This window comes from Leucobacter sp. M11 (genome assembly GCF_035726885.1).
Classification (GTDB): Bacteria; Actinomycetota; Actinomycetes; order Actinomycetales; family Microbacteriaceae; genus JAPFRB01.
The window spans coordinates 237783-238292 of the sequence record NZ_JAPFRB010000004.1; the positions used below are offsets into that span (position 1 = coordinate 237783).

The window sequence follows — 510 nt, forward strand, 5'->3', positions numbered from 1 at the left end:
TACGAGGCACTGTTTCGCCCCGTTGATCCGAGCCAGGTCGGCCTCGCTGAGCGGTACCTGATCGCCCAGTTCGTCGCCGGGCTCTCCGGGGAGCCGCGGCTCACGGACTGGTACCGGGCGGGGGCGGCAGGCGAGCACGGCTTCGCCGCGCTCGCCGCCGAGCTGGACAAACTGATCGCGGAGGACCTGGCCAGCGGCCCCTTCGGGGACTATCGAGAGCCCGGGCTCGCGGGCGAGTCCACCGCGGGGGAGCGGCTCAGGATCGACGCGGCCCGGGCAGCCGTGCTCGGCCCGCGGCTGACGGCCGCCCTGGAACACGCGCACCTGCTCGTCTTCCGGCCCCGCGAGGCCTCGGCCGCGGCGCTCCAGCGCCTGCTCGACGCGGGGTGGTCCACGACGGGCGTCGTCACGCTCTCCCAGCTGATCGCCTTCGTCACCTTCCAGCTCCGCCTCGTGATCGGCCTCGGCGCGCTCGGCGAGCACCCGGGGGCGGGGGTGCCCGGGGCTCAC

1 protein-coding gene is annotated in these 510 nt (G+C 75.1%); it reads left to right on the plus strand.

All coding sequences use genetic code 11. The features are described from left to right. On the plus strand, positions 1-510 hold a 510-nt coding region (locus OOT08_RS13110), incomplete at both ends, for a CMD domain protein (protein ID WP_325093197.1).